Source organism: Paraburkholderia sp. (genome assembly GCF_035501035.1).
Taxonomy (GTDB): Bacteria; Pseudomonadota; Gammaproteobacteria; order Burkholderiales; family Burkholderiaceae; genus Paraburkholderia.
On the sequence record NZ_DATJWR010000364.1, the window covers coordinates 64,831 to 88,346 of the forward strand.

Consider the following 23,516-nt stretch of genomic DNA (forward strand, 5'->3'; position numbering starts at 1 on the left):
CGCGCCGCCACGACCCACGATCTTGCCGACTCAATCCTCCCTGCCGTTCGAATCCGCCGCCAGCGACGCCCAGGCGAGCGCGCCGCTACCCACGCTGCCGGTGCGCGCGGAGCATTGGGACGAGATGAGCATGCCGGACGGCACCTTGCGCGAGCCGTGGCGGCAGTTCTTCGGACTGCTCGGCAAGCCCGGCGCGGCGGCATTCGACAGCGCCGCGGCCTCGGTGGCGCGCCAGGTGCGAGAGAACGACATCACCTACAACGTCTATGCGGACCGCGGCGGGCCCCGCCCCTGGGCGCTGGACGTGCTGCCGCTCATCATCGACGAACACGAATGGGCGCAGATCGAGCGCGGCGTGGCGCAGCGCGCGCGGCTGCTCAACGAGATCGTCGCCGACATCTACGGTCCGCAGACGCTGCTCGCGCGCGGCCTGCTGCCGCCCGCGCTGGTGTTCGGCCACCCCGGCTACCTGCGCGCCGTGAAGGGTTTCGTGCCGCCCGGGCGGCAGTACCTGCAGATCGTCGCCCTCGACCTCGCGCGCGCGCCCGACGGCCAATGGACCGTCGTCTCGCATCGCACGGAAGCGCCCTCGGGGCTCGGCTATCTGCTGGAGAACCGGCTAATCGTCTCGAGCCTCTTCGCCGAGCCGTTTCGCACGATGCGTGTGCACCGGCTCGCGCCGTGGTATTCGGAGCTCATCGCCACGCTCGCCGCCGCCGCGCGCGCGATCATGAGCGCCGACGAGCGCCGCGCGAACGGTGCCTCGCCCCATATCGTGCTGCTCACGCCGGGGCCCTACAGCGAGACGTATTTCGAGCACGTGTTCCTCGCGCGCTACCTCGGCCTCACGCTGGTGGAGGGCAAGGACCTGACGGTGCGCGACGACATGCTGTACCTGAAGACGCTGGATGGCCTCGAGCGCGTGCACGCGGTGCTGCGCCGCCTCGACGACACGTTCTGCGACCCGGTCGAGCTGCGCGCCGATTCGACCATCGGCGTGCCGGGCCTGCTGCAGGTCATGCGCGCGGGCAACGTGATGGTCTCGAACGTGCCCGGCGCGGGATTCGTCGAATCGCCGGCGCTGCACGGCTTCATGCCCGGCATTGCCGAGGCGTTGCTCGGCGAGCCGCTCGCGCTGCCGGGCGTCGCCACCTGGTGGTGCGGCGAGGAGGCCGCCTGGCGCGACGCGCTCGCGCAGAGACCCGAGGCGCTGCTGGTGCCGACCTGGCCCGCCGGCGTGCATGCATCGTCCACGTTGTCGGCCGCGCGCGAGAATGCCAGCGCGCCACCGGGGCTCGCGGCCGGACTCCAGACGCTCGCCGACTGGCGCGAGCGCATCGAGCAGTTGCCCGACGCCTTCACGATCCAGCAGCCGCTGCGCTACAGCTATACGCCGCGTTACGAGAACGGCGCGGGCATGCTCGATGCGCGGCCCGCCGTGCTGCGCGTCTATGCGATCGCCGATGAGGAGTGCGGCTGGCGCGTGCTGCCCGGTGGCTTCACGCGCCTTGCGGCAGAACATCAGGAATCCGTATCGATGCAGGTGGGCGGCAGCAGCGTGGATACCTGGGTACTGTCGAGCCAGCCCGGCTCGACCTTCACGCTCCTGCCCAGCCCAATGAAGCCCGGCGACCTGCGCCGCGAGCGCCGCCGCGTGCCGAGCCGCGCCGCCGAGAACCTCTTCTGGGCGGGGCGCTACGGCGAGCGCGCCGAGAACGGCGTGCGGCTGTGCCGGCTGATTCTCGGTTCGCTCGAAGGCAGCGACGCCGATGAGCTATTCGGCACCTTCGTCGAACTCGCCGCCGCGAATGGCCTCGTGCCATCCAAGGGCAGCGAAGTGCGGCGCGGCCTGAACGACTTCGAACGCGTGCTGGTGGCCAATCTCCACGAACGCGCAGGCGCGATGGGCATCGGCCAGACACTCGCGAGCCAGGCGTACGCCTGCGGCGAGATTCGCGGCCGGCTTTCGAGCGACCATTGGCGCACCGTGCTCGCCGCGCGCAACGACTTCCGCGACGCGCTCCAGGCCCTATCGCTTGCGCCCGTGCCCGCGCGCCACGGCGCGGCGGCCATCGAATTCCGGCGCCCCACGCCTTACGACCGCATGGCGCTGGTGGGCGCGCTCGATGCACTCGCAACACAGTTGAGCGCCATCAGCGGCTGCCAGGGCGACCGCATGACGCGCGACGAGGCATGGCGGCTGTTGTTCGCGGGGCGGCACATCGAACGCGTCGCCGCCCTCGCCACGATGCTGCGCATCGCCGCGCACGAGCGCACGCTCGCCACGCCCGCGGGCTTCGACGTGCTGCTGCAGCTCTTCGACAGCACGCTCACGTATCGCTCGCTGTACCCGGGCCGCCTCGAAGTGCCCGCCCTGCTCGACCTGATCGTGACCGACCCGACCAACCCGCGCGGCCTCTATGGCGTCTATGCGCGGCTGCGCACGCGGCTCGACGAGATCGCCCAGGCGGCGGGCGGCCCGCGGCGCGAGCCGTTCGCCTCGCAACTCGCGCCCATCGAGATGCTGCCCACGCTCGAGGCGCTTTGCGAACCCGGCGACGACGGCCGCTATCCCGCGCTCACCGCGCTTTGCGACAGCCTCGCCGAACGCATGGCCGCGACGTCGAACGAAATCAGCGCGCGCTGGTTCAGCCACGCCCAGCCGCTCGCCGCGCAGGTATGGTCATGAGCGGCACGCGCCTGAGCGTCATGCACCGCACGACCTATCGCTATTCGACGCTCGTCGAGACCGCGCAGCATCTCGCGACGATCCGCCCGCTCGAACTCCCATGGCAGCGCGTGCTCGCCCACCGCGAGTGCATCGAGCCAACGCCTTCGTATCAGACGAGTCGCCACGACGCCTTCGGCAACGAGGTGCTCTACTTTTCGTTCGACGCACCGCACGACTACCTGCAGATGACGAGCGAGACCAGCGTGCTGCTCTCGCCGCGCTACGCTTCGCTCGACATCGCGGCGACGCCGGCGTGGGAGGACGTTGCGCATGCGCTGCGTTACACGGCGGGCGGCGCATTCGACGCGCAGTCGGAGTTCTGCTTTGCCTCGCCGAATATCGCGTTGCTGCCCGAGCTGCGCGCGTATGCGCTGCAGAGCTTCGCGCCCGGCGTCGCCGTGGCGGCCGGTGCGATCGACCTGATGCACCGCATCCATGCCGACTTTACGTATGAGACCACCGCAACCGCGTTCGACACGCCGGCCGCGCGCGCATTCGCGCTACGCCACGGCGTGTGCCAGGACTTCGCTCAGGTGATGATTGGCTGCCTGCGCTCGATAGGGCTTGCGGCACGCTATGTGAGCGGTTATCTGCGCAATGATCCGCCCGCCGGCGCGCCTGCCATGATCGGCGCGGACGCCTCGCATGCGTGGGTGTCGCTCTACGTTCCCTCGGTACCCTCCGTGCCACCGGCTCCTTCCGCGGTCCCTGCCGTCTGGATCGATCTCGATCCGACCAACGACGTGCTCGCCGATCAAGGCCACGTGACGCTCGCCGTCGGGCGCGATTACAGCGACGTGTCGCTGCTGCGCGGCGTGATCCTTGGCGGCGGCGCGCATCGGGTGGATGTTGCGGTGCACGTGAGCGCCGGTTGATAAGCAACTCGAAAGACAACGAGCCGCTGGCGCTGCCTGAACATCGTGATCGTCTCCCGCTCGCCGCGCTGCCTGCCAGGGTGCTCGACGCCTGCGCCTTTCCCGATTGCATACTGCAGATCAATGACTGCTTACTGCAGATGATTCGATAGCTTTCAATCTATAAGCCAACCACTAGTCGTTCCCCGCCAAAATCAAGCAATGCGCGAAGGGGTTGTTTCGCGCGCATCATGTTTTGGAGACCATATGCACACGACAGGTGCACATATTCCAATTCATTTGTACTACGAACTATTAGAGTTCGATGCTGCGCCGCAAACATCAGTTTGATGCTACGCCGCATTGAATTGTCGGAGGATGCCATGCGAGACACGCCGATCGAAGCCGTCTGCATCCCTGAAACTGCGCCGCCTCTCGCGAGAAGCGCAATTCGCCATATCATTCGCGTGTGCAGGTCGGCGGCGGACTTCACATGCCTGCGCCCAGCGTGGGAGGCACTCGCCGCCACGTGTCCACCGAGCCTCGAATTCACGTACTGCGAAGTTGCTGCGGCCCGCGCCTTCGCGCTTGGCGCGACGGTCAGCGTCGTGCTCGTGACCGACGGCACGGTGCTCGTCGCGCTCTGGCCGGTGATCATCGCGCGCCGGGGCGCATACCGTGTTGCACGCGCGCTCGGCTGCGGAAACGACCAGGAGTACGGCGGCCCGCTCGTCGCGGATCCAGCCGAAGCGCGCCTCTACATCGCCGCCCTCGAAGCGCTGTGCCGCGTCGATGCCGACGTGCTGGAAATGCGTTTCGTCGAACGTAATGGCCCGCTCGCAGCCGCGCTGGCCCGTATGCCGCAGTCGTGGGTGCTGCGCGCGATACCCGAACGCTGGCGTCGCGTGGACAGCTACTCGATAGCACTCTCCGCATTCACCACCTACGACGCCTTTGTCGCCACGCGGCCCGAATCGCTGCGTGGGTCGCTGCGCCGCAGGGCAAGACGTCTCGCCGACAACGGCGTAGTCCAGTATGGCTGGTGCCAGGACGCCGACGACGCCCGCGAGGTGCTAACCTGGCTCTTTGCGAACAAGCGCCGCTGGGCGCTCGCGCGCGGTTTCGACACGGCGTTTCTCATGGACGACCGGGTGCGCGACTTCTTCATCGACCTCGCAGGACGGATCGATCTCGTGGCAACGCCGCTCGTCTTTTTCGTGAAAGTGAATGGCACACCCGTTGCCGCTTCGGTCAACCTCGCCGGTCCGCGCAGCATCGAGTACTTCATCACGACCTACGACGAAGCCTACGCGGCGTGGTCGGTCGGCAATCTGCTCGTCGACAGCATCGTGCGCTGGGCGCACACGAGCGGCCGGGATTTTGACTTTCGTCCGTTCTTTTCCACCTACAAGGAGCGCTGGTCTAATCATAAGAGCTGGTACGAGTCGCATTTCGTCATACTAACTTTGCGCGGCCGGCTCGCCGAAGTGCCGCTCGCGGCAGAGCAGATTCGCCGTGTCTTTCGCAAGGTCCGCACGCTCGCCGGCACTTGAGCGGCAACTCGATATTCGCCTCGCGCAATTCGAGTTCGCGGCCGCCAGCATCGGACGTCGATTCGTTGATGACTCGTGTTAGCGGCGCTAAACGAGTTGCGAGAGGCCCGCGACAACCTGCACGAAGCCAAACACGGCGATGGCAACGGCAGAGAAGAGGGAAATGCCACGCGTGAATGCCAGCGGCAGCTTCGTGCGCAGCGCAGCCGTCACGCCGCTCAGGCATAGCCACCACACCGCGGAACCGGCGAACACGCCCATCACCATGGGCGCCACGGTGCGCCAACCCGTTACGCCCTGTCCGCCCGGCGTGGCCGACAACGGCCCAAGCGCCGCGAAGGCCGCGATAAACGACAGAATGGTCAGCGGATTCGAGAGCGTGAGCGCAAACGTCGTCAGGAAATCGCGCGTGACGGGTGCGCGCGAAGTCTCCTGTGCGGCGGCCGGCGCGGTGGGCGCCTCGCGCGCGATCGACCACGCCATCCAGACCAGAAATGCGCCCCCGGCCGCCTTCAAGACGACCGTCAGCATCGGCAGGGCCGTCACGATGCCGGCGACGCCCAGTGCGCCGAGCAGGCCATAAACGGCATCGGCACAGGCCGCGCCGATGCCCGTAGCGAAGCCGGAGCAGAAGCCACGGCTCAGGCTGCGCTGAATGCACAGCATGCCGATGGCCCCCACCGGCGCGGCGATGCAGAACCCCATCGCCGCGGCTTTGACGAACAGCATTTGCCCTCTCCCCGTAATTCGTGTTGTACAGGCGATTATCGTAGACGCCACGAATCTACCGCAGAAGTGGATTTTTAAGGGAGAATCGGCGTTTTACCTTAAAAATATCGCCATGATGGACGATCTGGACTGGAAGGTGCTGTCGCTTCTGCAGAAAAACGGCCGCATGACCTATACCGAACTCGCGCGCCAGGTGCAGCTTTCCGTGCCGGCAGTGACGGAGCGCGTGAGGCGTCTCGAAGAGGCCGGAGTCATCGAGGGCTATGCGGCGCGTGTCAATCCGGCCGCTGCCGGTTATCCGATCTCGGCACTGATCGGCATTACGGTGCCGCAATCGGCGAAGACGAAGTTTCTCAAGCTGCTCGGCGCCATTGCCGAGGTGCTCGAATGCGATCACGTGACTGGTGCGGATTCCTATGTAATTCGCCTCGTCGCGACGAGCGTGGCCGATCTCGAACGGCTGATCCAGCGCATCAACCTCTACGGCGAAACGCGCACCTCGATCGTGATGTCCACACCGCTGGCCGCTCGCGCGCTGGAAAAGCCGCATGCCAAAGCGCCAGGGGTGGGCGGCAAGGTTTAGCCGCCTCCCCCAATTCGCCGCGCAAGTGCCACAGCCGCGCGAGAGCCCTCACAACGAACGCTCGATCGCCTGCCCCAGCAACTCCACCGGCAGCACTCGAACCGAACACGAGCGTCCATCATGCAGATTACGACAGTCGGCATCGACCGGAAACGGGAGGTCGATGCAGTCAGTCTAAACAACGCGTTTAGAGCGACTCTGGCTGCCCGACACAGTCGCGCCCGGAAGGTCGATGAAGGGGCACATCTTCGCGCATGCCGAGCTGGTCGGCACGTATCAGAAGCACTGAGAGCAGCACTGAGCGTCGCGACTGGGAGGAATCATGGATCAAAGCAACGACTTCATCATGCGCGCCATGTCGGCCGGCGAGGTCGACATCGCGCTCGAATGGGCGGCGGCAGAGGGGTGGAACCCCGGCTGGCATGACTCGCACTGTTTCAGGGAAGCCGACCCGGACGGCTTCTTCGTCGGCGTTTGGCGCGGCGAGCCCGTCGCGTGCCTCGCCGCTGCAGCCTATGACGAACATTTCGGCTTCATCGGCCTCTACATCGTGAAATCCGGGTTTCGCGGCCAAGGCTTCGGCATGCAAATCTGGCAGCACGGCATGCGTTACCTGGGAGAGCGCAATATCGGCCTCGATGGCGTCGTGGCCCAGCAGGCGAACTACAGGAAGTCGGGGTTCCGGCTCGCGTACCGCAATATCCGCTATCAGGGGCACGTGGACGGCATCGGGTGCGCGCATGTCACGGCAGCGGCCAACGTGCCGTTCGAGCAGCTGCTTGCATACGATCGCCAGTGTTTTCCCGCGCCGCGCGAGCGTTTCGTCTCCGCCTGGATCGCGCAGCCGGACGCCGTTGCGCTCGCGACAGTCGACGCGGGCCGTGTCGCCGGATACGGCGTCGTGCGCCGCTGCAAGGCGGGCTGCAAGATCGGCCCGCTCTTCGCCGATGACGCGGGCGTCGCGACCGGGCTGTTTCGCGCGCTGGCGGCGAGCATCCCCGGCGAGGTCATCGTGCTCGACGTGCCGGAAACGAATCCTGCGGCCGTCGCGCTGGCGCAACGGCACGGCATGACGAGCGTCTTCGAAACCGCGCGGATGTACACGAAGGAGGCGCCCGCGATTGCGATCGATCGCGTGTTTGGGGTGACGTCGTTTGAACTGGGGTGATGGGGACGGAAGGGTCCGAGCGTTACCGGTCGGCTTCTAGAGCTCGAGCCGCTGAACATATCCCGTGAGCTCCAGATAGCCGCGTCCTATCGGTTGTGCAGCGTGCCCTCTAGTGCCAGTGCCCGCCGAAACCGACTGGCCGGCTGCCGCACCCGCCTCGAACGCCGTCACCGCGCCCTCCCAATACACCGCGCCGGTGCTCGCGCGACTGTCGAACTCCTGATCGTCCATGAGCGGCACGAGCGTCAGATGCAGGTCCTGCGCGTCGACGCGCATCGCCACGGGATAACTTGCGCCGGTGTGCGGCGAACGCCACCGGCGCAGCGGCGTGAAGCTCACGCTCTCGGGAGAGAGCGCGCGCGTGCTGCCATCGGCGGCGCGCAGCGTGCCGCCTGCCCAGAACTTGCGTCCTGCCTTGTCGCGGATCTGCAAGGCCATCAGCGCGCCGCCGTCATCGAGATTGATGCCGATCCAGTCCCAGCCGACAGCCAGGTCCGCGAGCGGCGCCGACGACCATTCGTGATCGAGCCATGCCTGCCCGCGCACGTGCTCGCCATTGTCGCCATTGCCGCCATTGCCGCCGTTGCCAGGCGAACGGCCAGCGCGCCTGAGCACACCGCCGACTTGCAGCCACGGCTCGCTGTAGTAGTAGCTCGCCTCATCCGGGAGCGGACCTTTGCGGCTATACCCGCCCGCGCCGTTGACGAGCACCGGCTGCGTCGGCTCCAAAGTGAAGGCAAACGCAAAGCCGGGCGTGGCGACGTTCAGGCGGTAGCGGCCGTCCGCGTGGCGTTCGAGCGACCAGTCGTCGATGTGGACGGCGGTATCCGTCTCGCTCGCGTCGGCGAGGCCGAAGCCGCGTCGCGCAACGCGCTGGTCGTGCTGCAGGCTGCCCGCGTGCGGATCGCTCAGCGCCACGTTGGCGAACAGCAATTGATTCGGCGCGAAGCGGCTCGGGTTCGCTTCGTCGAGGGCCGGCCGCGAGCGGAAAAACGTTGCCTCGAAACCCAGTGATGAATCGGAGGCAGCGCCCAGCGAGGCGCCCGCTGCCCCGTTGGCATCCGTTTGCAGCCAGCCGGTCACGTACCACCATTCATTGCGATAGCTCGAATGCGCGCCATAGTCGCGCGGGAACGCGAGCGGCCGTCCGCTCGCCACCGCTGGATACTCAGGCATACGTGCCCACGCCGTGCCCGGCGCCTGGGCGGCGAGCGGCGATAACAGTAAGCTGCGCAGGAACGTACGCCGTCTCATCGCGTCACCAGTCGTCGCGCACGGCGCGCACCGCATCGACCGACATCGCCGCGCGTGAACTCAGGAGCGCCGTGAGCGCAGCGGCAACGACCACCGCCAATGCCAGCGCCGCCAGCAACCCCCACGGCATGTGCACGCTCATCGTCCAATGAAACGACTGCGGGTTGACGACGTGCACGAGCACCATCGCGAGACTCAAGCCCAGCGTCAGGCCGGCGAGCACGCCGAGCAGCGCCACGAGCGCGCCTTCCATCGCGAGCATGAGCGCAATCTGGCGACGCATCACGCCAATGTGCCTCAGCATGCCGAACTCGCGCGTGCGGGCGAGCGCCTGCGCACCGAAGCTCGCGCCGACGCCGAATAGTCCGATGATCACCGCCACCGCTTCCAGCAGATAGGTCACGGCGAAGCTGCGGTCGAAGATCCGCAGGCTCGCGGCGCGGATCTCGCCCGGTTGCGCGAACTCCAGACGCCGCCCGCCGGGCACGCCCGCACGCAAGCGTGCGATCGCTTGCGCCGGTGTCACGCCTGGGGCGAGCCATAAGGCGGCATCGGTCACGCGCGTATCGCCAGTGAGCCGGCGATAGTCGCTCGCGTCGATCACGATCGCGCCGAACTGGCGCGCATAGTCGCGCCAGATGCCGGCCACTGTGAACGGGAAGCGCTGTCCCGCCAGCGGCAGCGTGATGCGCTGGCCCGGGTGCATCCCGTACAGATCGGCGGCCGCCTCGCTGATCCACACCGGCGGCGGGTCGCCGGCTTGCGGCACGAGAGGCGCAGTCGTCAGCGGCAGGCGCGCGGCGGGATGGCGCGCATCGATGGGCCGCGCGAGCAGGCTGACGGGCGGCAGCCGCGCGTCGAGCGAGATTTGCGTCGCGCGCAGAAACTCGGCGCGCGCAACGCCCGGCGTGGCCGCGATGACCGCCTGATCGCCCGGCGAGAGGAATGCGCTGTCGCCGCCAGGCGAAGCGCGCAGATAGAGCGGCGCGGGCAGCAGCAATTGCAGCCAGTCGTCGACCGCGACGCGAAAGCTCGACACCATGATCGCCATCGCCGTCATCAGGCTGAAGCTCGTGACGATGCCCGCCAGGCCGATCGTCGCGCGGCCGGGGGCATTGGCGAGCTGCGACAGCACGAGCTGCGGCAATGCATGCCGCGAGCGGGGCAGCACGGCGAACACCGCACGCGCGACGGCCGGCATCGCGAGCACGCCGCCCAGGAGCAACAACGCGATCGCGAGATAGCCGAACACCGGCAAGCCGGCCACGGGCGGCAAGAACGCCGCTACGATCCCGCCGCCGATCGCGAGCAGCGCCGCAGTAACGGTGCGCTTCGTGGAGAGCCGTACGGCCGGCGCTTCCTCGTCGCCCGCCTTCAGCGCCTGCGCGACTCGCGCCCGCGCCGCTTCGATCGCAGGCGCGAGACTGCCGAGCGCCGACGCGGCCACCCCCAGCGCAAAAAATACCGCCGCAGGCATCGCATCGAAATGCACGCGCGGCTGAACCCCCTCGAAATATCCGCCGCCGAGATCGCCGCCCGCATAGCGGAGCACGGCGGCCGCGAGCGCGAAGCCAATGGCGAGACCCGCAGCAGCGCCGAGCACGCCGAGGATTGCGCCCTCCAGTACGACGAGCCGCAGCACGCCACGCCGCGTCACGCCGATCGCGCGCAGCAGCGCGAACTGCGCGCGGCGTCGCAGCACGGCGAGCGCTTGCATCGTGAAAACGAGGAACGCACCCGTGAACAGTGCGACGAGCGCGAGCACATTGAGGTTCGCGCGATACGCGCGCGAGAGCATCGACGTGCGGTGCGCGTTGTCGCCCGGTGTGACGGCGGCGACACCCGCAGGCAAGAGCGCCGCGATCGAATGCGCGAATACTTCGGCGTCGACGCCGGGCCTGAGCTTGATGTCGATGCGCTCAAGCGTGCCGAGCCGCTGCAGGCGCCACTGCGCGGCGCCGATGTCCATCACGCCGACGCGCACCGCATCGCCCGATGCGGGCAGCACGCCCCCTACGCGCAACGCAACCGGCGCGAGCCCGACCTGCACCGTCAGCGTGTCGCCGGGCTTGAGTGCGAGCCAGGCCAGCGCCGCGGGCGAGAGAAACACGGTGTCGGGGTCGAGCAGATCGAGGCGGCCGCCCCCTGTGCCCTTCGCTCCATTCGCTTGCTCCAGGCGCCCGACGAGATTCGGCGTGACGTAGCCCGCACGAAACACATCGACGCCGAGCAGCTTCAATGACTCGTCGCGCCCCGCGACGCGCGCATCGACCTCGACCACCGGGCTCGCCGCCGCGACTTCTGGCAAGCGGGCAATGCGTGGGTACAGCGCTTCATCGAAGCCCGCACGCGGGCCGCGCAGCTCGATATCGGCGTTGCCCATCAGCGAGTTGACGGTCGCCGACAGTTCGTTCAGCGCCGCGCGGTTGATCAACTGCACGGCATAACCCATCGCAATGCCGGCGGCGATCGCGAGGATGCCGATCAACGTGCGCAGCGGATGCCCGCGCATTTCGCCGGCGATGAGCGCCGCGCCGACTCCGCCAGCGAGCATGCGATTACCCGGGCGGTGCGATGAGCGCGACGAAGCGCAATCGCGCGATGGACGCACGCCGCAGGGCCAGCGCATCGCCGGCTACGCTCCGCCGGTGCCCGGCGCATACGGCTCGAGCCCCTCGGGCGTGAGCCGCAGCACGCGGTCGGCGGCAGCCGCCACGGCCGCCGAGTGCGTCGCGAGCAGCACGCCCGCGCCGTTCTCTTGCGCCAGCGCGCGCAGCAGCGCGAGGATGCGCATTGCCGTGTCGTGATCGAGATTGCCGGTGGGCTCGTCGGCCAGCACGAGACGCGGCTGATGCACGAGCGCACGCGCGATCGCCACGCGCTGCAATTCGCCGCCCGACAATTCGCGCGGCAGCGCGTGCTCGCGCCCACCGAGCCCGACCCCAAGCAGCACGGACGACACGCGCACCTGCGCGTCTTTCGCGCGCATGCCGTTCAGGAGCAGCGGAAGTGCGATGTTCTGCGCGGCCGAGAGGTTCGGCAGCACGTGGAACGCCTGGAACACGAAGCCCATTTTCTGGCGGCGCTGCAGGGTGGCGGCATCGTCGTCGAGTGTGGCGAGGTCGTGCCCGTCGAAGACGATTTCTCCCGCATCCGGCCGGTCGAGACCGGCCGCGAGATTGAGCAGCGTCGATTTGCCGACGCCCGATTCGCCCATGATCGCAACGCATTCGCCCGCCAGCAGTTCGAGATTCACGCCGCGCAGCACGTTGCGCGGCGTGGTGCCGTGCGGGGTGCCGCGCCTGGTGCCGTCATAGTGCTTCGACACATTGGCGAGCGTCAGCATCATGGGGCGTGTCCCTCGATCGTCGTTCTCCTTCGCAGCCCCGCACCCATAGCGCAGCAGATAACGACAGGTTCCATGCCTGCGCTCCCTTCAGGTCCGTCTGCTGGGCAACCCGGTGGGCTTGACCGATTCAGGCGCACCATCACTTGAGCGCCTCCACCTCTTTGAGCTGGCCCGCGACCGGCACGTTGCCCGACGCACTCATCATGCGCGGCTGCAGCATCAGCGCGACGAGCCCGGTCCAGCCCGTCTGGTGCGAAGCGCCAACGCCGCGCCCGTTGTCTCCATTGAAGTACTCGTGAAACAGCACGAGGTCACGGCAGCGCGGATCGGCCTGCAGCAGCGGGTAGGCGCCCATCACCGGGCGCTCGTTGTTCTGGTCGAGCAGAAAGAGCGTGGTGACCCGGCGCGCAAGCTCGTCGGCGATCTGCGCGAGCGACAGTTGCCTGCCCGAACCGGTCGGAAACTCGACGAGAAAGTCGTCGCCGTAATAGCGGTGGAATTCGTACAGCGACTCGATCAGCAAATAGTTGACCGGCATCCACACCGGGCCACGCCAATTCGAGTTGCCGCCGAATACGCGCGATTCCGATTCGGCAGGCAGGTATTTGACACGGAAATCGCAGCCGTTGTGGTGGTAGACGAAAGGCTCGTCGAGGTGCGCGCGCGATAGCGCGCGCACGCCATGGTCCGAGAGGAACTCGCTTTCGTCGAGCATGCGGCGCAACAGCGCCTTCATCCGGTGCCCGCGCAATAGCGAAAGCAGCAGCGTATTGCCCTTGCCCGGCTCGTTCCAGCGCGACACGAGCCGGGCAAGATCGGGCCGGTGTCCAAGGAACCAGACGAGCCTGTCGCGCAGCCCAGGCAGGCCGCCGTGCACCCGCTCCTCGAGCACGCGCACCGCGAAGAACGGAATCAGTCCCACGATCGAGCGCATCCTGAGCGGCGTGCTCGTGCCGTCCGGCAGCTTCAGCTTGTCGTAGAAAAACTCGTCGATGCTGTCCCACAGCCCGGTTTCGCAGCCGTCGTCGCAACTCACCGCGCTCGCGATGTAAAGGAAGTGCTCGAAGAACTTCACGCCGATATCGACGAACACGTGGTTCGCGAACGCGAGTTCGAGCGCAATGCGCATGAGGTCGAGCGCGTAGGCGGCCATCCAGGCGGTGCCGTCCGCCTGGTCGATGTGGCCGCCTGTCGGCAGCGGCGACGAGCGATCGAAGATGCCGACGTTGTCGAGCCCGAGGAATCCGCCCTGAAAGATGTTGTGGCCGTCCGCATCCTTGCGGTTCACCCACCAGCCAAAATTGAGGAGCAGTTTGTGAAAGATCCGCTCGAGAAAATCACGGTCGGCGTTGCCGGTGATCGAGCGATCGATCTCGTAGACGCGCCACGCTGCCCACGCGTGCACCGGTGGATTCGCGTCGCCGAACGCCCATTCGTATGCGGGTAACTGCCCGTTCGGATGCTGGTAGCGGTCCTTGACGAGCAGCAGCATCTGCTTCTTTGCGAACATCGGATCGACCAGCGCGAACGCGACCGCCTGGAACGCAAGGTCCCATGACGCGTACCACGGGTACTCCCACTTGTCCGGCATCGACAGAATGTCCGCGTTGCACAGATGCCTCCAGTCCGCATTGCGCCCGTGCTCGCGGCTCGCGGGCGGCGTCGGCTGCAGCGGATCGCCTTCGATCCAGCGGTTCACGTCGTACTGGTAGTACTGCTTCGACCAGAGCATGCCCGCGAGTGCCTGCCGCTGCACGAGCCGCGCGTCGGCACTCACGATGTCGTGCTGCAGTGCGTCGTAGAACGCGTCCGCTTCGGCGATGCGGTGCGCGAACAGCGCGTCGATGTCGAGCGGCACCTCCTGCCGGGGCGCGGACAGCGGGCGCCAGCGCAACGTGACGACGGCGCGGCCGTGCGCCCCGAGCTCCAGATGGACACGCGAGGCAGCCTTCGTACCGGCGTCGCGTCGGATTGCCGCTTCGTGACCATGCACGACATAGTCGTCGATGCCGTCCTTGAACGGGCCGGGGCCGTCCATGCCGAAGAGCCGCAACACGTTGGTGTCGTTCTCGCAAAAGAGCCACTCCACGCTCGCACCGTCGTTTGACGCCGCCGTCACGACGAGAGGCTCGTGCGTCTCGCTGTGCGCGACGACGTGCGCGCCGTCGGTCGACGGGACGAGCGTGAGTGACGGCTTGGCGGCCCCGTCCTTCCAGGACCACGTGTTGCGCGCCCAGACCTGCGGCAGCACGTCGAGCGATGCGTGCCGCGCCGCGCGGTTCTCGACCGTGATGCGCATGACAATATCGTCCGGCGTGTGCTTCGCGTACTCGATCTGCACGTCGAAATAGCGCTCGTCGTCGAATGCGCCGGTATCGAGGATCTCGTACTCGGGCAATTGCGCGCCGCGCCGCGCGTTTTCGTCGATCAGGTCCTGGTACGGAAACGCGACCTGCGGGTACTTGTAGAGCATGCGCATATACGAATGCGTCGGCGTGCCGTCGAGGTAGAAGTACAACTCCTTCACGTCCTCGCCATGATTGCCTTCGCTGTTCGTGAGGCCGAACAGACGCTCCTTCAGGATCGGGTCGACGCCATTCCACAACGCGACCGAGAAGCACCAGTCGAGGCGCTCGTCGGCGAAACCGGCCAGGCCGTCTTCGCCCCATCGATAGGCGCGCATGCGCGCGTGGTCGTGCGGGAAGTAGTCCCATGCGGCGCCGTACTCGCTGTAATCTTCGCGCACCGTGCCCCACTGGCGCTCGCTCAGGTACGGTCCCCAGCGTTGCCAGCGGGCATAGTCGCTTGAGTACAGGCGTTGGCCTTCAGCAGTCTCGATGAGGCCGGCGGCACGCTGGAGCATGGGCGTCTCCTTCTCGTCGGGCGGCGCGCGAGCGCGTCGAGACCCACATGCTAGCGCGGTTCGCGGCCGGCAGCGCGCCGGCACGCAGACAGGCGGCGCAACGCACGGCGCTGGGCTAGCCGGGGTCGCCGAGCCACACGAGCACGCGCAGCAGTTCGCCGAGCGACCACGCCTGGAACGGCGCGCCGCCCGGCCTGTGCGGCGCGTCTGCATCGGCGACTTCGGAGAGGTGATCGAGCCCGGCACGGTCAAGATGTGCGAGCAGCGGGGCGACGAAACGTTCGTGCGCGTGCGCGCGTTGCGCCGCGGTATCGCCATTGACGCGCAGCCATGCATCCACGAAGGGCCCGAGCAGCCAGGGCCAGACGGTGCCCTGATGATACGCGCCGTCGCGCTCCAGCACGCCGCCTTGGTAGTGCCCGCGATAGGCAGGGTCGGATGGCGCGAGCGTGCGCAGTCCCATCGGCGTGAGCAGATGTGTTTCGACCTGCGCGACGACCGCGCGCGCCGCATCACCTTCGAGCAGCGCGAACGGCAGACCGCCTGCCGCGAAGATCTGATTGGGCCGGATCGAGGGGTCGACGTTACCCGCGACGTGATCGACGTCGATCACGTCGAATAGCGCGCCCGTCGACGGCTCGACGAAGCGCTCGACGAACGAGGCGCTCGCGCGCGCTTCGAGTTCGCGCCAGCGCGTGTCCCATCCCCCTGCAATGCGCAGCGCGTTGATCCACAGCGCCTCTATCTCGACCGGCTTGCCGATGCGCGGCGTGACGACCCAGTCGCCAGCCTTCGCATCCATCCAGGTGAGCTGCAAGCCCGGTACGCCGGCTCGCAGGAGAGCGTCGCGAGGATCGGCTGCGATCTGATAGCGCGTGCCGCGCGCATAGCCTTCGAGGATTGCGTCCACCGCGCCTTGCAGCACACGCCGCGTTGCGGCCGGCACCTTCGCGGCCGCGAAATAGTCGTGCACTGCCACGACGAACCACAGCGAGGCATCGACCGAGTTGTATTCGGGCGCACCGCCAGCATCGGGAAAGCGATTCGGCAGCATGCCTTCGGATACCGTCGCCGCCCATTCGAGCAGGATCGCACCCGCGTCCTCGTGGTCCTCGGGGCGTGCATTTGCGAGCAACAAGCCGCGCATGGAGATGAACGTGTCGCGGCCCCAGTCGGTGAACCAGGGGTAGCCCGCGACGATCGTGCGGCCGTCGCCGCGCGCGACGATGTAGGCGTTGGCAGAGCGCTGCAGGCGTGAGCCGCGAGAGGCCCTGCGGCGCTCTTCGAGGCCGGCGAGCAGCGCCGCGCGGCTCGCCGCGCTTTCACCGGCCTCGTGCAGGGTATCGGCCGCGCCAGCTAGCGTTTCGGCGCGCAACAGGAGCGCGGCGTCGCCTTTACCGAGATCGAACGAGAACACCCCTGGCGTCGCAAGGTCCTCGATGCAGTCGAGACCGCGCTCCTGTTCACGCGGATAAAGGAAGTTGCGGTACCAGTCCGGCGCATGCGTATAGCTGCCGTTCGAGAACGCCACGATCGCGGGCAGACCGCCGTAGGGTTGCCAGCGCACCTGCTCGCCGTCGATCTGCGCATCGAACGCGAACGCCGGGTTCTCCCGATGCAGCGCGTGGTAGTCGCGGCCCGACATCAGGGGGCGCACTTTCAGGGTAGGCGCATGCGGTGCATCGCGCGGCGCGGCTGCGTAGGCGGGCATAGATGACGACGGCCCTGAACGCGCCCCGGACGATGCTTCGAAACGCCAGCGCAACACGGTCTCGCGGCTCGCCTTCGCAACGAACAATTCGGCTGTGAGCATGGCGCCGCCGTCGAGCCGGTAGCACCACGTCGGCCACGGCGACGTGGTGAAGCTCGCAATGCTGTTCGAGACATCGGGATAGAGCAGATCAGGCGCATAGCGCTGCATCGTCAGCGCTGTCTTGCGGCCCCCGTACTCGAGCCAGGCCTCGATGCCGTTGACGAGCACCACGCGGCCGGTGGGCGGCTGCGTCGCCGTGAGCAGCAGAGCGTGGTAGCGGCGAGTACGCGCCGTACCGACCGTGCCGGAAGCGAATCCGCCATGGCCGTCCGCTTCGAGCCATTCGTCGTCGAGGCGGTCTGCTTCGATGGGGCTCTCGAGACGCGTCATTGGGTTGCCTTACCCTCGTGGATCTCACTCGGCGCCGAGTGTGATGAAAGCGTCGTTACCGTGTGTTCGCAAACCGTCGTGCCGCTCTGGCGAGCTTGAGCTTGCGCTCGTTGAGGATCCGTCTCGATGGAGCAATGTATGCGCGCCAAGGTTACGAAGGGACCCGTCATGCGTTGACGCGTTCATAGGATAGTTCACGCTTCGTCGTCCGATAAGAGCGCTGCTCACCTCCCCCATGGTTCACCGCTGGTAGTCAGCGCCGTGCCGCCCGATTTCATGTGATGTTCAAGAAAGGGCATCATGTTGCACGCCACTGAAGCGTGCGCAAACCCTTGCAGCCGGCCACGGTGATGCGCAACAGGCGCATGGCGGTATCAACTGGCAAGGGGTTGGCGCAACGCAAGCATCAGACCTGCGTCATGCAGACTTCTGAGCCTTCGCCGCATCCTGTCGCGCAGCGCGCTCCCGCGCGTAGGAGGGGCTCAATTCGGCCTTGAGATCGCTGCGTCTCAATGGTTTGCCGCACGACTGGCAGACGGTACCGACACCAGCGTCGTGGCCACAGGTGAGATGCGTATAGCGCACGGCAATGTCCTCGCCGCGTGACTTGCACCACGTTTCGCCCCATTCGCGCAGCGCCAGGATGACCGGGTAGAACGCCCGGCCCATCTCCGTGAGTTCGTATTCGTAGCGAGGCGGCTTATCCATGTAGCGCTTGCGCAGAATCATGCCGTCCGCTTCGAGCCGTTTGAGGCGAGCGGAGAGCATCTGCGGTGTTGCCTGTGACTGCGCCAGCAGCGTATCGAACCTCCGATTGCCCATGAACAGTTCGCGCACGATCAGGACAGCCCATCGGTCCCCGATGACGGCCTGAGACCGTGCGACCGGGCACAGCGTATCCTTCATTTCAGGCAATCCAGCCATTCGAATCTCCTTCGAAATCGCATCACTTATAAAATATGATAATCATATTTATTTTAGCACTATGCGGTGCGCTGGTGCTCCGGTCGTGTACTCCTTTGGAAACTCATGGGGCGTGTGATCCGGCAGGCCGTCCTGCCCGCCATGTGCGAAGGCGCGTAACGCGCGATCGCACCGGCTCCCTCAAAGCTGCCTGGCATCGTTCAGATAGACGCCCGCCGAAAGCCCGGCCTTCACCTGCCGCGTGATCTCGTCGGTGGACACTTCCTCCGCGCCGGCCTCGATCGCGTCGTACGCCTCGCGCACGACGTCGGCCGGCGTCGCCTTCGGCACTTCCAGCCCGCGCACCAGATCCGTGTCGATAAAGCCGGCATGCAGCGCGACGACCTGCGTGCGCTGCTCGCGCAGCGATTGGCGCAAGCCGTTCGTCAGCGCCCACGCGGCCGACTTCGACACGCCATAGGCCGACAGTATCGGCCGGTTCACCCAGCTCGCGACAGATAGCACGTTCAGGATCGCGCCGCCGCCATTGCCGGCGAGGCTCCCCGCGAACGCGCGCGACATCGCCAGCATCCCCACCACGTTGGTTTCGAAATGATCGCGCAATGCGTCGAGTGCGCCGTCGTCGGTCAGGCTGCCGAGGCGCGCGATGCCCGCGTTGTTGATCAGCAGCGTGACGTCGCGTGCCGCTTCGGCGGCTGCGGCCACGGTCGCCGGATCGGTCACGTCGAGCTTCACGGGCACGACGCCCGGCAGCGTCACGCTGGCCGGATCGCGCGCGCCTGCATAAACCTTCCGCGCGCCTCTTTCCAGCGCCTGTTTCGCGAACTCGAGGCCAAGCCCGCGGTTCGCACCCGTCACAAGAACGACAGCACCTTCAATCTTCATAACCTTTCCTTTCGAACAATGAATCGCATGCGCGCACGCCACGCCGTGCACGTGAGATCCGGCGAAATCGAGGCTGCAGCTGCCTGACTGATTCGCCGCGCGGCCCTTACTGGGACCAGCCGATCACACCGTGAACAATCGCCACTGGACCGCTTTTGTCGGACGATCTGCCCACTCACGCATACGATGAGCACAGAATATAACTATGATATTCATAGTGTCAAGCTGCGGCGCGGATTTTTTGACGACTCCCGGGGAAGTTGGCATTTGTCGACGTCGCCGCTCACCGGCCTGCAAAGCGGTCTCGGGTAGACGGGCCGACCGCCCCCGGCGATCCCACGGCAGCTTTGCTCCCTCTGTTAAGGTGTCGCGAACTGGCACCATCTGTTACAGATTGATTCGCTAACCTAATCGATGCGCGAGCCGAGATAAATCATCAGGCAAGAACAGGCCGACGCCAACCGACGCGCGAAGGAACCTGTTCGCACGCAGTCCGTGAACGGAATATGGAAATGTCCAATCCTGCCCATGACACGCAGCGTTCTGGACTGCTGCTGGTAGACCTCTAACGAGACTTTCTTTCGGATGACGGCTAGACCTTTCCCGTAGACGCCTAACCAGCGCCAATACTCGAATGAAGGTGATGGCCGAAAAATACTCGCGGGCTTTCGGTGAGCTTTCCGAGCGCACAAATCCGCAGACATCGCTTCATGCTGAAAGGATTCTGTTTTTCCCGGCGCTGGCTTCGTCAAACGGGCAGGCACATCGCGCCAGGCTGCGCGGCCTGGCCTACGGAGTTCCGAGCGACTTCGAAATGAACTTTGGCAGATACCTGCCCTCGCTCGCGGGCGACGGTGACACTGACCCAAAAGGCTGAGCCTCTTCACGCAACGCTTGTTGCATCCGCAGGAGGACACCCGTGCTGGGCACGTCAAAAAAAATCGCCGTCCCGCTAACGCGAAACGGCGACAAACGCTCCGACACTCAAACGTCGAACTCACGCCCCCGGGCACGCTCCTGCAAGCGAACCCGGTCGACGCTCCAAACTACGATCAGCAGTCCGAATAAACAGCGAGAGGCCACCTGGACCATGCCTCATCACTGCTGGGCAGAGCCCGGCGTGACCAGCGAACATCCTGGTCCCGCCGCACCCTGCTCCTCCTGCGGCAGCTTACATGCCGCCAAAAGACTTCTTCACCGACAACTTGTTGGTCACCGACGTCACGCCGGGAACCCCCTTCGCGATTTCCTCGACCTTGCTGATCTGTGAGGTCTCGGTGACCGTGCCGGTAAGCGTCACCGCCCCGTTCTTCGCGCGCACGCTGATGTCGCCGGCGTTGATGGACTTGTCGGTCCCGAAGGCCGCATACACCTTGCGGCGCAGCGCACGATCCGCCTGCCTGCCCGTGGGCGCCGCGGCGCCCGATGCCGCCATGGCGGACGCCGCTTGCGCACCAGCGCTCACACTCGCTGCCCCTTGAGGCTGCGACCACGCAGTCATCGACGCTGCCGCGACCAGTGTCGCGATAGCCACCCCGGCCAGCCTGGTTTTCGTCATGGATTACTCCGTTTCTTGAGGTTGACAGGATCAGAAAGTATGACGGATGCCGATCATGGCGGCCGTCGTGGAGACACCCGGCGCGACTGGAGCACCGTATATGATCGTCTGATTCATGGTTCCCTTGTTGCTGACATAACCAACCTGTGCGTATGCCTTGGTCGCCTTGGACAGGTTGTACTCGGCACCCACCGCGAATTCGCTCGAATGATTCTGCGAGTGATTGCGGTCCTTCAGGTAGTAGTAGCCGGACGTGATCTTGAATGACGGATTGAACTGGTAACCGAGGCCGCCCGAGGCCATTTCGAAGTTGTAGGAGGTGTGGCTAGACGAGTTGTACGAGTTGGCAGAGCTGAACGAGCCTGATACCGAGAATCCGCTGATCGTGTACAGCGCACCGATGTAGTAGAGGTTGTTATTGTTCAGGCCCGTCGCCGGTACGGCCGGAGTCGTCGGGTAAGTCGCCGGGAATGGGTTGGTGTCGTGCCCGCTGTAGTACACGGCAGCCACGTTCAGGCCGTAGTTCGAGTACTTGAGCACAGCTGACTCGCGCGTGCCCCCCTGGAACTGACCCGCCACGCCACCCGGCGCATATTCGAGCGCGAGGGACGCACCATAGAATTTCGGCGAGTTATAGACAATCGCGTTGCTGTCATAAAGCGCGCCGATCGGCGCATTCGTGCTGGTGCCCGGCCAGCCGGCCGCCTGATTGAGACCCAGCCACGCCGTGAGAATACTGCCGAAGTATTGCGCGTTGCGAACGTCGGTGTCCGCCATCGCGTAGATCATCGGTACGATCTGCCGGCCGGCGTCGATCGTACCGAACGGGCCGGACGCACCAACGGTCGCAAACTGGTTGAAGAGCGCGGTCGCGCCCGGCGTGTCGGACAGACCCGGCTTGCCGTTATTGGATGTGAACGAGCCCTGCAGCTTGAAGTTGATGTGGTAGCCGCCGCCAATGTCCTCAGTACCCTTCAGGCCCCAGATGCTGGAGTAGATGCCACCGTCCTTGAGTTGCCAGGCATGCCCAAGATTTTTCGCATTTGGTGCAAAGCTTGCCGCGTTGGTGCTCTGATACAGCAAACCGCTGTCGAGCACGCCATAGAGCGTGACCGACGATTGCGCATGAGCTGCACTGGCGAACAGGGCCAACGCTGCCAGACTGCCGTACTTCAATTTCATTTCGTCTCCTCCGTGTGGTTGCCTGCCGGATGGGCCCGGCGGCTTATGGGTTGTTGCCTGAACGAAATCGGGTGACCTGGGTGCCTGCCTGTCAAGCCGCCACGTAGTGATCGCCGTACTGGTCGCGCAGCAGGTTCTTGAGAACCTTGCCCGTCGCGCCCAGCGGTATGGCGTCGACGAACAGCACGGCGTCGGGCTTCCACCACTTCGCCACGCGGCCATCGAAGAACATGAGCAGCTCGTTCGCCTCCAGTGTGCTGCCCGGCTTCTTCACGATCAGCAGCAACGGGCGTTCGTCCCACTTCGGGTGCCGCGCGGCAATACAGACCGCCGTGGCGACTTCAGGGTGCAGGCACGCGACGTTTTCAATTTCGGCCGAGCTGATCCATTCGCCGCCTGACTTGATGACGTCCTTGCTGCGATCCACGATCTGCATGAAGCCGTCCGGGTCGATCTTCGCGACGTCGCCGGTCGGGAACCAGCCATCGTCCAACGGCGACGCATGGTCGCCGCCGAAGTACTCGCGCGTGACCCAATGGCCGCGCACGAGCAGGTCGCCGGCGGCGTTGCCGTCCCACGGCAATTCCTTGCCCATAGCGTCGACGATCTTCATGTCGATGCCGAACACCGAGCGCCCCTGCTTCGCCTGAAGCGCATAGCGCTGCGCTTCGGGCAGCGCGACCTGGTGCGCCTTGAAACTGCAGACCGTGCCAACGGGGCTCAACTCCGTCATGCCCCATGCGTGCATCACGTCGACTTCATGATCCTTCTGGAACGCCGTCGCCATCGCGGTCGGGCACGGCGCGCCACCAATGATCGTGCGCCGCATCGAGGAGAACGAACCGTCGACCGATTCGACGTGTGCAAGCAGGCCCTGCCAGACCGTCGGCACGCCGGCCGAGAGCGTGACCTGCTCTTGCTCGATCAGCTGGTAGAGCGACTTGCCGTCGAGCGCCGGCCCCGGAAACACGAGCTTCGCCCCCACCATGCAGGCGATATACGGCAGCCCCCACGCGTTCACATGGAACATCGGCACGACCGGAAGAATCGCGTCACGCGCGGAGCAATTTAGCGAATCCGGCAACGCCGCCGCGTAGGTGTGCAGCAATGTCGAGCGATGGCTGTAGAGCACGCCCTTGGGGTTGCCCGTCGTGCCGGACGTATAGCAAAGCGACGAAGCGCTGCTTTCGTCGAACAGCGGCCACTCGAATTCGGCGCTGTGACCTTCGATCAGATCCTCATAGCAGAGCAGCCTGGAGCCGAGGCCATGGTCGCGCGGCATATGCGCGCGATCGGTCATCGCGACGAAAAACTTCGGGCTCGTCACGCGCGGCGCGACGCTCTCGATCAGCGGCAAGAACGTGAGGTCGAAGAAGACGACGCGATCCTTCGCATGCTCGATGATGTATACGAGCTGGTCGGCGTGCAGCCGCGGATTCAGCGTATGGAGCACGGCGCCAGAGCCCGATACGGCGAAATAGAGCTCCATGTGCCGGTAGCCGTTCCACGCCAGCGTGCCCACGCGCTCGCCCGGTTCGACGACCAGGCTCGTGAGCGCATTAGCCATGCGTCGCGCGCGTTGCGCGAGATCCTGGTAGCGATAGCGGTGAACGTCGCCTTCCACGCGTCGCGAAACGATCTCCCGCGTGCCATGGTGGCGTTCCGCGTGCACTAGTAGCGAAGAGACCAGCAGCGGTTGCTGCATCATCAGACCTTGCATTGTTTGCTATCCTAAATATA

17 protein-coding genes are annotated in these 23,516 nt (G+C 65.9%); 6 read left to right on the plus strand and 11 right to left on the minus strand.

Annotated elements, in window-relative coordinates; all coding sequences use genetic code 11:
• Positions 1–22: 22 nt before the first annotated feature.
• From VMJ11_RS26725 to VMJ11_RS26735, 3 genes are all read left to right on the plus strand, one after another.
• Positions 23–2,689, plus strand: coding sequence for a circularly permuted type 2 ATP-grasp protein (locus VMJ11_RS26725; RefSeq protein WP_325623398.1), 2,667 nt, complete (start codon positions 23–25; stop codon positions 2,687–2,689).
• A complete protein-coding gene (locus tag VMJ11_RS26730) occupies positions 2,686–3,606 on the plus strand; it encodes a transglutaminase family protein (RefSeq protein WP_414694477.1) in 921 nt (306 codons plus the stop codon). The genes VMJ11_RS26725 and VMJ11_RS26730 overlap by 4 nt, the downstream gene beginning before the upstream one ends.
• 362 nt (positions 3,607–3,968) lie before the next feature.
• On the plus strand, positions 3,969–5,138 hold the full coding sequence (locus VMJ11_RS26735; protein WP_325623402.1) for a GNAT family N-acetyltransferase: 1,170 nt from the start codon (positions 3,969–3,971) through the stop codon (positions 5,136–5,138).
• Between the two features lie 87 nt (positions 5,139–5,225).
• Here the strand turns inward: VMJ11_RS26735 and VMJ11_RS26740 are convergent, their stop codons facing one another.
• Positions 5,226–5,867 (minus strand): LysE/ArgO family amino acid transporter, encoded by a 642-nt coding sequence (locus tag VMJ11_RS26740; RefSeq protein WP_325623404.1) that lies wholly within the window; start codon positions 5,865–5,867, stop codon positions 5,226–5,228.
• Between the two features lie 115 nt (positions 5,868–5,982).
• On the opposite strand from VMJ11_RS26740, the gene VMJ11_RS26745 reads away from it, so the two are divergent.
• Together VMJ11_RS26745 and VMJ11_RS26750 are read left to right on the plus strand one after the other, a co-directional pair.
• Complete coding sequence (locus VMJ11_RS26745) at positions 5,983–6,450, plus strand: Lrp/AsnC family transcriptional regulator (RefSeq protein ID WP_325623453.1); 468 nt, start codon at positions 5,983–5,985, stop codon at positions 6,448–6,450.
• Between the two features lie 322 nt (positions 6,451–6,772).
• The gene (locus VMJ11_RS26750; RefSeq protein WP_325623406.1) at positions 6,773–7,618 is read left to right on the plus strand and encodes a GNAT family N-acetyltransferase; all 846 of its coding nucleotides are present in this window, start codon (positions 6,773–6,775) and stop codon (positions 7,616–7,618) included.
• A gap of 36 nt (positions 7,619–7,654) precedes the next feature.
• Here the strand turns inward: VMJ11_RS26750 and VMJ11_RS26755 are convergent, their stop codons facing one another.
• The 7 genes from VMJ11_RS26755 to VMJ11_RS26785 all read right to left on the minus strand — a co-directional run bounded on the left by VMJ11_RS26755 (position 7,655) and on the right by VMJ11_RS26785 (position 19,036).
• Positions 7,655–8,872: a lipocalin-like domain-containing protein gene (locus VMJ11_RS26755; RefSeq protein WP_414694478.1), complete on the minus strand. Its 1,218-nt coding sequence runs from the start codon at positions 8,870–8,872 to the stop codon at positions 7,655–7,657.
• A gap of 4 nt (positions 8,873–8,876) precedes the next feature.
• Complete coding sequence (locus VMJ11_RS26760) at positions 8,877–11,426, minus strand: FtsX-like permease family protein (RefSeq protein WP_325623410.1); 2,550 nt, start codon at positions 11,424–11,426, stop codon at positions 8,877–8,879.
• A gap of 81 nt (positions 11,427–11,507) precedes the next feature.
• Positions 11,508–12,218: an ABC transporter ATP-binding protein gene (locus VMJ11_RS26765; protein WP_325623455.1), complete on the minus strand. Its 711-nt coding sequence runs from the start codon at positions 12,216–12,218 to the stop codon at positions 11,508–11,510.
• A 142-nt stretch (positions 12,219–12,360) separates the two neighbouring features.
• Positions 12,361–15,084 carry an MGH1-like glycoside hydrolase domain-containing protein gene (locus VMJ11_RS26770; RefSeq protein WP_325623412.1) on the minus strand — a complete coding sequence of 908 codons (2,724 nt, stop codon included), beginning with the start codon at positions 15,082–15,084 and terminating at the stop codon, positions 12,361–12,363.
• A gap of 115 nt (positions 15,085–15,199) precedes the next feature.
• A complete protein-coding gene (locus VMJ11_RS26775) occupies positions 15,200–17,227 on the minus strand; it encodes an amylo-alpha-1,6-glucosidase (protein WP_325623414.1) in 2,028 nt (675 codons plus the stop codon).
• Positions 17,228–17,644: 417 nt separating this feature from the next.
• On the minus strand, positions 17,645–18,133 hold the full coding sequence (locus VMJ11_RS26780) for a helix-turn-helix domain-containing protein (RefSeq protein ID WP_325623415.1): 489 nt from the start codon (positions 18,131–18,133) through the stop codon (positions 17,645–17,647).
• 198 nt (positions 18,134–18,331) lie between these two features.
• Positions 18,332–19,036, minus strand: a complete 705-nt coding sequence (locus tag VMJ11_RS26785) for an SDR family oxidoreductase (RefSeq protein WP_325623417.1) — start codon at positions 19,034–19,036, stop codon at positions 18,332–18,334.
• Between the two features lie 634 nt (positions 19,037–19,670).
• Here VMJ11_RS26785 and VMJ11_RS26790 point away from each other — a divergent pair.
• The gene (locus VMJ11_RS26790) at positions 19,671–19,913 is read left to right on the plus strand and encodes a hypothetical protein (protein ID WP_325623419.1); all 243 of its coding nucleotides are present in this window, start codon (positions 19,671–19,673) and stop codon (positions 19,911–19,913) included.
• Between the two features lie 294 nt (positions 19,914–20,207).
• Here the strand turns inward: VMJ11_RS26790 and VMJ11_RS26795 are convergent, their stop codons facing one another.
• The 3 genes from VMJ11_RS26795 to VMJ11_RS26805 form a co-directional block, all read right to left on the minus strand.
• On the minus strand, positions 20,208–20,594 hold the full coding sequence (locus VMJ11_RS26795) for a BON domain-containing protein (RefSeq protein ID WP_325623421.1): 387 nt from the start codon (positions 20,592–20,594) through the stop codon (positions 20,208–20,210).
• A gap of 30 nt (positions 20,595–20,624) precedes the next feature.
• Entirely contained in the window at positions 20,625–21,776 is a 1,152-nt protein-coding gene (locus VMJ11_RS26800; protein ID WP_325623423.1) for a porin, read from the minus strand.
• A gap of 91 nt (positions 21,777–21,867) precedes the next feature.
• Positions 21,868–23,496, minus strand: coding sequence for a 3-(methylthio)propionyl-CoA ligase (locus tag VMJ11_RS26805; protein ID WP_325623425.1), 1,629 nt, complete (start codon positions 23,494–23,496; stop codon positions 21,868–21,870).
• Positions 23,497–23,516 lie beyond the last annotated feature (20 nt).

What these genes read in the sequence shown, in the direction of transcription:
- VMJ11_RS26750 (WP_325623406.1), top strand. Translation starts at nt 6,773, where the DNA reads ATGGATCAAAGCAACGACTTCATCATGCGCGCCATGTCGGCCGGCGAG.
- VMJ11_RS26760 (WP_325623410.1), bottom strand. Translation starts at nt 11,426, where the DNA reads ATGCTCGCTGGCGGAGTCGGCGCGGCGCTCATCGCCGGCGAAATGCGC.
- VMJ11_RS26740 (WP_325623404.1), bottom strand. Translation starts at nt 5,867, where the DNA reads ATGCTGTTCGTCAAAGCCGCGGCGATGGGGTTCTGCATCGCCGCGCCG.
- VMJ11_RS26775 (WP_325623414.1), bottom strand. Translation starts at nt 17,227, where the DNA reads ATGACGCGTCTCGAGAGCCCCATCGAAGCAGACCGCCTCGACGACGAA.
- VMJ11_RS26780 (WP_325623415.1), bottom strand. Translation starts at nt 18,133, where the DNA reads ATGAAGGATACGCTGTGCCCGGTCGCACGGTCTCAGGCCGTCATCGGG.
- VMJ11_RS26795 (WP_325623421.1), bottom strand. Translation starts at nt 20,594, where the DNA reads ATGACGAAAACCAGGCTGGCCGGGGTGGCTATCGCGACACTGGTCGCG.
- VMJ11_RS26730 (WP_414694477.1), top strand. Translation starts at nt 2,686, where the DNA reads ATGAGCGGCACGCGCCTGAGCGTCATGCACCGCACGACCTATCGCTAT.
- VMJ11_RS26800 (WP_325623423.1), bottom strand. Translation starts at nt 21,776, where the DNA reads ATGAAATTGAAGTACGGCAGTCTGGCAGCGTTGGCCCTGTTCGCCAGT.
- VMJ11_RS26790 (WP_325623419.1), top strand. Translation starts at nt 19,671, where the DNA reads ATGAAGGTGATGGCCGAAAAATACTCGCGGGCTTTCGGTGAGCTTTCC.
- VMJ11_RS26735 (WP_325623402.1), top strand. Translation starts at nt 3,969, where the DNA reads ATGCGAGACACGCCGATCGAAGCCGTCTGCATCCCTGAAACTGCGCCG.
- VMJ11_RS26745 (WP_325623453.1), top strand. Translation starts at nt 5,983, where the DNA reads ATGGACGATCTGGACTGGAAGGTGCTGTCGCTTCTGCAGAAAAACGGC.
- VMJ11_RS26805 (WP_325623425.1), bottom strand. Translation starts at nt 23,496, where the DNA reads ATGCAAGGTCTGATGATGCAGCAACCGCTGCTGGTCTCTTCGCTACTA.
- VMJ11_RS26770 (WP_325623412.1), bottom strand. Translation starts at nt 15,084, where the DNA reads ATGCTCCAGCGTGCCGCCGGCCTCATCGAGACTGCTGAAGGCCAACGC.
- VMJ11_RS26785 (WP_325623417.1), bottom strand. Translation starts at nt 19,036, where the DNA reads ATGAAGATTGAAGGTGCTGTCGTTCTTGTGACGGGTGCGAACCGCGGG.
- VMJ11_RS26765 (WP_325623455.1), bottom strand. Translation starts at nt 12,218, where the DNA reads ATGCTGACGCTCGCCAATGTGTCGAAGCACTATGACGGCACCAGGCGC.
- VMJ11_RS26755 (WP_414694478.1), bottom strand. Translation starts at nt 8,872, where the DNA reads ATGAGACGGCGTACGTTCCTGCGCAGCTTACTGTTATCGCCGCTCGCC.